The organism is Galbibacter sp. (assembly GCF_035306585.1).
Classification (GTDB): Bacteria; Bacteroidota; Bacteroidia; order Flavobacteriales; family Flavobacteriaceae; genus Galbibacter.
In genome coordinates this window covers 1-10,077 of record NZ_DATGNU010000037.1, presented here as the reverse complement: position 1 = coordinate 10,077, position 10,077 = coordinate 1, and the positions used below count along the sequence as shown (strand labels likewise).

Sequence of the window (10,077 nt, the reverse complement as noted above, 5' to 3'; positions counted from 1 at the left end):
GCATTTGAAATCAAATTATTCATAATAATCTCCATTTTTTCAAGATCCACCAAGAAGTAGGAGTCCTCTTTTTCAATGTGATAACTCAGTTTAATACTTTTCCAATTGGCCAGTGCCTGATAATTTTCAATCCACTTCTTTAGTTTCTTTGGAAGGGGATGTCTACCGATATTCAAGGAGCTCAAATTTTTTTCAGACTTGCGAAATTCCAATAGCTGATTAATGGATTGTGAGAGTTTCTTTCCATTTTTTCGTACAAAAAGCAATTTCTCCCTTAACCCACTCTGTTTTTCCTTGGAAAGGATGTCCTCTATTGGTGCAATCACAAGAGTTAGTGCCGTTTTTAATTCGTGGGAGAATGCGGTGAAGAATCTTAAGCGTTCCTCATTCAATTCATGTTCCAATTGTCGCTGTTTTTTTTCGAAAATCAATGAATTTTTAAGACGAACCCGTTCAGAATAATACTTTAAAACCACCCAAATTAATAGCGATCCAACTACTAGGTAAAGAAGGTAAGCCCAAAATGTTCTCCAAAATGGCGGAAGTATTGTGATTTGTAAGCTTTTAAATACAGGAACTTCAAAGCCTGAATTCATTTTCACCTTTAAATTGTAGTTCCCTGGTGGGACATTGGTGAAGTTAGCCACACCAATTCCTTGTGTATCAATCCAATAATTGTTATGATTTTCTAATTTATAAGCGTAGGACACTTTTCGGGAATCGGGGTATTTTAAAGCTCTAAATCCAATAGAAAAAGAGTTTTGGTTGTGTTTTAAGGTGATTTTTTCTTTAAAGGAAATAGCTTGGTCTAGAATTGCGCCTTTTTTCTCACTAACCTTTTCCGTTTTATTAAGAACCATAAGTTGATTTATAATCAGGTTAGGCTGCTGTTTTGGATGATCAAAAATTTTGGCGTTAATGATGTTCATTCCATTATTTCCTCCGAAGAATAGGGTGGTTGAATCGATTATTGCCACAGCACCAATATTAAATTCCCCGTTTTGAATATTATTCAATGAACTCAGGTCGGTAATCTCTTTATTTTTAAGATTGTACCGGCTGATACCATGATAGGTTCCCATCCATACATAGGTGTCGTTTTGCTGTATCATGCTGCAGATGGTATTGTTGCTCAATCCATCTGATATTAAATACTGCTCCACGCTGCTGCCATCCTTATTCATTCGTATAAGACCTCCATATCGCGTACCAAATAAAATATCATTCTCATTTAAAACCAGGACACTAAAAATGACATCGCTAGTTAAACCAGGGGTGTTTTTAGAATTAAATACGCAAATAGATTGCTGCTTTGGATCATATCTTATAATCCCAGATCCATAGGTAGCTAACCACAACACACCATTTTGATCAGCATCAATAGCACGAATATCAATTTTACCCAGAAGTTCGATGTAGCTGAAGCTGTCATTATCTCTATTATACTTATATAATCCTCCCCTATTGGTGCCTACCCAGATGTTCTTGTCATCGGATTGAAATATCGTTCTCACATCGCTTCCATTCTCTGGAGAAGACGCAAGATAATGGGTAATTTGAGTATGATTAGGTGATAATTTATGAATACCACCCCTATAAGTGCCTATCCATAAATTTTCCTCATGGTCTTCAAGTAGGGAAAGAATATAATTATTGTTAAGAGTGTTCGTATTGTTGGGATGATGCCTGAGGGTTTTGATAACCCCTTTCTTTGGATCATATAAATCGAGTCCATTTCCATCAGTCCCTATCCATATGCGACCATTTTTACTAGAAATTAAGGCGCCTATACGATTGTGACTAATGCTATTTTTTTTCATCTGATTTCGCTGAATCAACGTTACTGATTCAGCGTTGGGGTTCACATAATTAATTCCTGTTGGAGTTCCCAGCCACATATTATCCTCTTGATCCATCATAATTGCTGATACCGTACGATTATATACACTTGACCCATCTGTATTTGGTAAGAACCACTTGATTTTTAGTTTTTTACTTTGGTCCAGTAAAGAACTAATTTCAAGAATGTTCAATCCTCCATTTCTGGTACCAATCCACAGGTTTCCCTTACGGTCATCTTTCAAACTGATTATATCATTATCGCTCAAGCCAGAAACAGGAGAGTGGGATTTATTCAGCTTTAAGGTATCCCCTTTACTTGTGATCAGCTGCAATCCCTTGCGGCTCCCTATCCATAAATTATTCTGTCCATCGGTGTATAATTCATTGATAATTCCCGTAGGTAAACTGCTATGGGGACCATAAGCAACAGTGGTAATTTTTTTAGTAATAAGATTTATCTTGTTCAGACCGTTATTGAAGGTGCCTACCCATAGGATAGAATCATGTTGAATTGCCATGGAAGAAATTTCATTAGAGGACAAATTTTCTAGATGAGGTAGGTCCTCTAAAACCCTATTGCTGTCGGCGATTTGTATGCCTCCTTGGTAGGTGGCGATGATGACTTTTGGCGCTGTGGTTATTTCTATAGCGCTGACATTATTGTTAATCAAACCGTGCTTTGAATTGACAACCCTGAAGGTTTCTTTTTTGAAATTGTAAATATCCAAACCATTGTCTGTGGTTATCAGTAGTTCGGATTGGTTTAACAATTTCAAATCTTTGACAAAATTGTTCGAAAGACCGCTATTTTCTGAATCGAAGTGGTCTTTAAATTTCTTAAACTCGGTACCGTCGTATCGATTGAGTCCATCAAAAGTTGAAACCCAAATATAACCCAAAGAATCCTGTAATATATCGTTGATGAAATTATTAGACAACCCGGCCGCATCATCGATTAAATGAAATTGCAAGTTCCTGTCAAAAATACTTTTATGCGTTTGTTCCACTTGGGAATAACATTCACAAACGAAACTAAAAAAGAGTAAAAAAATTAAATTAAAAATTTTCATTGGAATTCTTACTTAACCCTCAAGTCATAAATGAAATTACTCGAATACTGACAATATAGGATTTTTGATCGATTTACACCCCATATTGGATCGGAAAACCACCCCCTAATTTAACGCCCTTTTATGAACATTGTAAAGCGCTCTGAATTTCAGAATCCGCAAACTTCAAAACTGTAATTTTTTAAACAATTAAACTAACTTAAATTATGTTCAAAGATCTATTGTATGAAAAGGGTTATAAGTGTCACTTGACCGCCTTTTTACTATTATGTAGTTTGATGCTTTTCTCGCAAGAGAGCCAGGTAAAGGGACTGGTACTTGATGATGCAGGTATTCCCCTTCCAGGAGCATCCGTGATAATTAAAGGTACCACCAAAGGTACCGTCACTGATTTTAATGGGAACTTTACTATTTCGGTAATGCAGCCCAGTACAACTACCTTGGTAATTTCCTATATAAGCTATCAGACAAAAGAGATCCCTGTAAACAACCAAAGTTTTATAGAGGTGAGCTTAGCGGCTGATGTAGCAGCATTAGATGAGGTTATTGTGGTGGGTTATGGCAACCAAAAAAGAGCCACCTTAACTGGGTCCATATCCGAGGTAGATGGAGAAGATCTGGTAAAAAGCCCACAACCAAACATTACAAGTTCCTTCTCTGGCCGAATGTCTGGCGTGATAGCCAACAATAGGTCAGGGGAGCCAGGAGCAGATGATTCCAGTATTTCGATACGCGGTTTGGCTACAACAGGGAATAACGATGTATTAGTGGTAGTGGACGGCGTTCCAGGTCAGATAGGAGGATTGTCAAGATTATCTCCAGAGGACATCGAAAGTATTTCAATCTTAAAAGATGCTTCGGCTGCCATTTATGGGAGTCGTGCTGCTAATGGTGTAATTTTAGTTACTACCAAAAGAGGACGAAAAAATCAGGCTCCATCGGTTTTATATAACTTTGATATCGGATTTTCTTCACCAACCCGTCTTCCTGATATGGCAGATGCCGCCACCTTTGGCACTATTCGAAACGAAATTGCTTACTACAACAACCCCGATGGAGGAATGAATCAAATTTATTCACCCCAGGAGATTCAACTCTTTACCAATGGGTCAGATCCGTTGAATTATCCAAACACCAATTGGGCAGAGCAAACCCTTAAAGATGTCAGTATCCAAACAAGACATAGTTTAAATGTTAGAGGTGGAGGAGAACATATTAATTATTATTTCTCTTTAGGTAGTATATCCCAAGATGGTTTGTATAAAGACGGTGCTACTGATTACACTCAGTATCATGTGCGCTCCAATATCGATGCCCAGATTAGTGACAGATTAAAAATAGGAGTATCACTCTCGGGAAGGAAAGAAGATAGACAATTTGCAACGCAAAGCGCTGGGAATCTCTTTAGGACAATATACAGAGCTTACCCAACAGTGGTTGGGATGTATCCAAATGGCTTGCCCTCCACTGGAATCGAAAACAGTAATCCAATAATCATGGCTCAGTCCATGGCAGGTACAGATAAGCAACCTACCTATGTTTTTAACGGAATTTTGACCGCTAGTTACGACCTTCCTTTTTTAGAGGGTTTATCGGTAGATGGATTTTTTTCCGTGGATGAATTTTCTAAAAGAAGAAAATTATTTAGCACCCCTTATACCCTGTACAATTACAATGGTGTAACTGACACCTATGATCCTGTTGTGGCAGGGGGAGGACCTGATCAACAAGCCTCCTTAGATGAAGAACACTTTAATGAATCCATGAAGGTGGCCAATATTAAGTTAAACTTCGATCGCTCCTTCGGTGGACATAATATAGATGCCTTTGTGGGGTATGAGAGAAGCGAAACCAATAGCCATACCTTTGGTGCTTCCAGAATTCATTATCCAACCACTCAAACTCCTGAACTTTCACAAGGGGGCGCAGCTGCTACAGATTCTGATAATTACGGGAGCAGTTATAATTTTACTCGAGAAAGTTTCTTGAGCAGGATCGCCTATAACTATCAAGAAAAATACATGGCCGAAGTTCAAATGAGAATTGATGGCTCTTCCAACTTTCCTAAAGGAGAAAGGTTTGGTGTATTTCCATCGATATCTGTGGGATATCGGATATCAGAAGAACCTTGGTTCGAGAGTAGTTTCTTCGATGATTTAAAAATCCGAACATCCTACGGGAAATTGGGTAATGACAACATCGGGCAATTCCAGTATTATGATAATTATTCATTTAATAACAGTTACATCCTTGATGGACAATTGGTCTCTGGATTGGATCTAATTAAATTGGGAAACCCAAATATAACATGGGAAGTAGCCAATAAAACAGATGCCGGGATAAATGTAAAGTGGTTAGACCATTTTACTACAGAAATCATTAGTTTTTATCAGGATCGTACGAGAATTTTAATTGCTAGAAATGCCTCTATTCCTGGAAGTACTGGTATTGTCAACCCATATGATGCTGACCCTTTAGTTCCTTCTGAGAATATTGGGAAGGTTACCAGCCAAGGGATAGAACTTACCATGGGATATAGAAATTCCCTTGAAAGAGAATTCCGCTTTGGCATACAAGGGAATTTCACTTATGCAAAAAGTAAGATAGGATTTATCGATGAAGCTCCAGGAGTTCTTGAGTATCAAAAACAAACAGGAAGCCCCTTGAATACGTACTTGCTTTATAATGCCATCGGGATATTTCGAACACAAGATGATTTGAATAACTATCCTCATGTTCCAGGGGCACAACTTGGAGATTTGATTTATGAAGATATCAATGGTGATGGAGAAATTACAGCAGATGATATGTTACGCACCAAATACGGAAACATACCTCAGATGACTTTCGGACTCGTATTTGATGCCTCATGGAAAAATTTTGATGTCTCTGCAGTGTTTTCCGGACAGGCTCAGGTGAGTCAATATGTGCTACCTGAATCTGGTACTGTCGGAAATTATTATAGTAGTTGGGCAGATAACAGGTGGAGTCCGAACAACCCAAATGGATCCTATCCACGGGTGAGTGAACGATCCAGCTCAGCGGTTAGTGGTGGATTATACCGAAATAATTTTTGGTTGAACAATGCCGCTTTTCTTCGATTAAAGAACCTTCAAATAGGGTATACCTTTACTGGCGATTGGATGAAAAAAATGTCCCTCAGTAATGCACGAGTTTATGCCAGTGGTTTTAACCTATTTACCATCACTGAGGTGGAAGATTATGATCCCGAAGGATCCAATGAAAGTGGACACTTTTATCCACAACAAAGGATCATAAATCTAGGATTGAATATTGAATTTTAAAATGACATTTATGAAAATTATACGCAATTATAAAATATGGATGCTCGCAGCACTAATTACTTTTATAGTAACTAGTTGCGATAAGGATTATCTAGATATTACCCCAACAGATAGGGTATCTGATGTATCCATTCTCTCTGATTCAACCTTGTTTAAGGCCTATGTTATTAACAGGTACTTAGGAGTTCGTTTAACAAACAAAGAAGGAGAAGGTACCCCTCCAGGTTTTGGAAGAGGATTTGAATATGGTATGTGGAGTTCACTTACCGATGAATCCATTTATAACAATGATGATGATACATGGCTTATTCAACAAGGATTGTTATCTCCAGAGAATACTGGCATCGCAGGAACTTTTTGGAAAAGGAGCTACAGGAGTATCCGTGAGGTGAATTACGCCTTGAATCATATAGAAGATGTAGAAATGAGCGCTGCTGGAAAAAAGCTACTCAAGGCAGAACTCCGATTTATTAGAGCATTTAGGTACCAGGATCTAATTAGAAATTACGGCGAGGTAGTTTTGGTAGGGGATAATGTTCCCGAGCTGGGTGATGATTTCACCCAAGGATCTTTTTTTAAGCGAAGCCCAATAGCGGACGGTATCAATTATGTTGTGAGCGAACTTGACGCCATTGCACCAGATCTGCCGAGGGAGCATAGCACTAGCTGGGAACTCGGCAGAGCCACCAAAGGAGCTGCACTGGCCTTAAAGTCTCGTTTATTGTTATATGCCGCAAGTCCACTATACACAGGAGGAACTTCCGATGCACAAAAATGGGATGAAGCTGCCAAGGCGGCGCAGGATGTCATCGATATGGGACTCTACAGTTTATATCCCGATTACGGAGAATTGTTTTTAGAAGAAGGGGCCACCTCTGAAACTATTTTTGCCAGATATTACAATCTAAGTGCCTTACATACCCATTTAGAGATTGCCAATGGTCCTAATGGCTATGGCGGGTGGGGAGGTAATCTTCCATTACAAAATTTAGTGGATGATTACGAAATGGCAGATGGTTCGACCTTTAGCTGGGATAATCCAGCGATGGCACAAGCGCCATATCAAAACAGAGATCCTAGATTCTATGAAACCATCTTGTACAATGGCGCAAGTTACCGCGGTAGGGAAGTGGAGACTTTCGTTCCAGGTGGATTGGATAGTAAGGATGGTCCCGATAACTGGAATACTAGTAAAACGGGCTATTATTTGAAAAAATTCATCAATGAAGATCTTCCAATAAGAAATCCTTGGGGAGTTGCTGGGACACAGAACTGGATCTATTTTAGATATGCTGAAATACTGTTAAATTATGCAGAGGCCAAAAATGAAGCAAGTGGCCCTGACCAATCCGTCTATGATGCCATCAATAGTATTCGCACCCGTGCTGGAATGCCCTTACTTCCAGAAGGATTAGACCAAAATCAGATGAGAGCACGTATTCGACATGAGAGAAGGATAGAACTAGCATTTGAGGAACACCGTTATTATGATGTGAGAAGATGGAAAATTGCGGAACAAACTGAAAATGAAGCTGCCCAGGGTATTTCGATTACTAAAAGTGATTCCGGTGATTTTACCTACAATATTATCACTGCCTTGGAAGGGAAGAGATTTGAAGAACAGCATTATTGGCTTCCCATACCAAGAGAAGAAATATTGGCCTCCGATAATAAGTTAGAACAAAACCCGTATTACTAACAAATTCCGTTTTTTAAATATTTAGTATAAGATTATGATTAAAAGATTAGTTATGTTAACCTTATGGTTATCCACAATTTCGGCTGTGGCCCAATTAGGGTTTGGAGATGCACAACGGATCAATGACCAGTGGAAATTTATCCTAGATGATCAAAAGGATTATAGCAAAGTTGATTATGAGGATTCTAAATGGAAAGAGGTACAACTACCACATGATTGGAGTGTGCGTGAGCAGTTGAGCCCATCATTGGCTAGTGCAACAGGGTACCTCCCTGGTGGCATAGGTTGGTATCGTAAACATTTCACTCCTTCGAAGGCTCTTGAGAATCAAAAAGTATATATTTATTTCGAAGGGGTGTATAACCGAAGTGAAGTGTATCTCAATGGCCATTTATTAGGTAAACGCCCCAATGGATATATCTCTTTTGCCTATGATGCCACGCCTTACATAAAATACGCAGAAGATAATGTTATCTCCGTACGTGTGGATCATAGTCAGTATGCTGATTCACGTTGGTATACAGGATCGGGTATATACAGGGATGTATGGATGGTCTATGCCAATGCGATCCACATCGATCAATGGGGTGTTTTCGCACACCCTGTGGTCAAAGGAAATAGAGCAACACTACATATAGAGACAACCCTTAAAAATGAATCACCACAGTCTTCGGATCTAAAGGTTGTTCATCAGCTATTCAGTCAGCAAGGCATACCGGTAGGAAACACTTCGGTAACCACAAAGCTCGCCGCAGGGAATTCAAAGGCGCTATTAGCTGAAATAAAGGTTAGAAAACCAAAATTATGGAGTCTGGATCATCCAAACTTATACAGTTTAAAGACTACCCTGTATAAAGGCGATAAGATAATTGATCAGTCCACCATTACAACTGGATTTAGAACATTTAGTTTTGACCCCGATAAAGGATTTTCTTTAAATGGGGAGTCTATGAAGATGAAAGGTGTTTGTCTACATCACGATGCTGGTGTTCTGGGCGCTGCAGTCCCTAAAAGCATCTGGAGAAGTAGGCTTTCTACTTTAAAATCCATGGGGGTTAATGCCGTTCGTACTTCACACAATCCCCAAAGCCCAGATTTCTATGAAGTTTGTGATGAAATAGGGCTTTTAGTGCTAAATGAAGCGTATGACGAATGGGTTTATCCCAAACGCAAATGGATTGATGGTTGGAATGTAGGGGAGCCCGGTTTCCAAGGTTCCTATGACATTTTTAAAAATTGGGCAGAAGAAGATTTGGCCGATATGGTAAGAAGAGATAGAAACCATGTTTCGGTTTTTGCTTGGAGTATTGGGAATGAGGTAGATTATCCAAATGATCCTTATTCACATCCGGTATTGGACGGAGGAAAAGACACCGGGTTTAAACAACCCATTTTTGGGGGCTATAACCCAGATGCCCCTGATGCAAAGCAATTAGGGGATATCGCCAAAAGATTGGTTAAGGTAGTTAAGAAGTTCGACACCTCCCGGCCTGTAACCGCTGGGTTGGCTGGAGTTGCCATGTCCAATGAAACAGCATATCCTGGAGCTTTAGACATAGCTGGTTATAATTATACAGAAAGTAAGTATTTGGCTGATCACAAGCAATATCCAGAGAGAATCATCTACGGTAGTGAGAATGGACATAGCTACGATGCTTGGAAAGCCGTCACCGATAATGATTTTATTTTTGGCCAGTTTTTATGGACCGGATATGACTACCTAGGAGAATCAGGATCTTGGCCATCCAGAGGGTTGAATACCGGTTTAGTTGATTTTGCTGGTACCATTAAGCCAAGAGGTCATTTCAGACAAGCCTTATGGAAAGAAGAACCCTTTATCTATGCTGGTACTTATATCAAGAGAAATGATGATCGACTCTCCATTGACGCCTGGCCATTTTGGAATTATGCGCAAGGGGATATGATTCGCGTGGTTTGCTATACCAACACAACACATGCCCGCCTGGAATTGAACGGAACAACCATTGGAGAAGAAAAACCCTTTGACACCAAGACAGGAATTATCTATTGGGACGTTCCTTATTCCCCGGGGAAGCTTGAAGTGGTAGGGTTGAATAATGGCGCGCAAGTAACCCGCTATGCTATAGAAACCTCCAAAAGGCCAAAGGCTATAAAAATTATTCAGCAAGATACCACCATA

4 protein-coding genes are annotated in these 10,077 nt (G+C 39.5%); 3 read left to right on the top strand and 1 reads right to left on the bottom strand.

The window, feature by feature from the left end:
* Window positions 1–2,849: ligand-binding sensor domain-containing protein (locus VKY50_RS04095; RefSeq protein WP_324299135.1), on the bottom strand; the 2,849-nt coding region annotated here is incomplete at its 3' end.
* Window positions 2,850–3,118: 269 nt separating this feature from the next.
* On the opposite strand from VKY50_RS04095, the gene VKY50_RS04090 reads away from it, so the two are divergent.
* The 3 genes from VKY50_RS04090 to VKY50_RS04080 all read left to right on the top strand — a co-directional run.
* A complete protein-coding gene (locus VKY50_RS04090; protein ID WP_324299133.1) occupies window positions 3,119–6,217 on the top strand; it encodes a SusC/RagA family TonB-linked outer membrane protein in 3,099 nt (1,032 codons plus the stop codon).
* Window positions 6,218–6,227: 10 nt separating this feature from the next.
* Entirely contained in the window at window positions 6,228–7,916 is a 1,689-nt protein-coding gene (locus VKY50_RS04085) for a RagB/SusD family nutrient uptake outer membrane protein (protein WP_324299131.1), read from the top strand.
* A 34-nt stretch (window positions 7,917–7,950) separates the two neighbouring features.
* A partial coding sequence (locus VKY50_RS04080; RefSeq protein ID WP_324299129.1) for a glycoside hydrolase family 2 TIM barrel-domain containing protein occupies window positions 7,951–10,077 on the top strand: 2,127 nt, incomplete at its 3' end.

Excerpts from the sequence above, each read along its gene's own strand:
- VKY50_RS04090 (WP_324299133.1), top strand. The coding sequence starts at position 3,119 with ATGTTCAAAGATCTATTGTATGAAAAGGGTTATAAGTGTCACTTGACC.
- VKY50_RS04085 (WP_324299131.1), top strand. The coding sequence starts at position 6,228 with ATGAAAATTATACGCAATTATAAAATATGGATGCTCGCAGCACTAATT.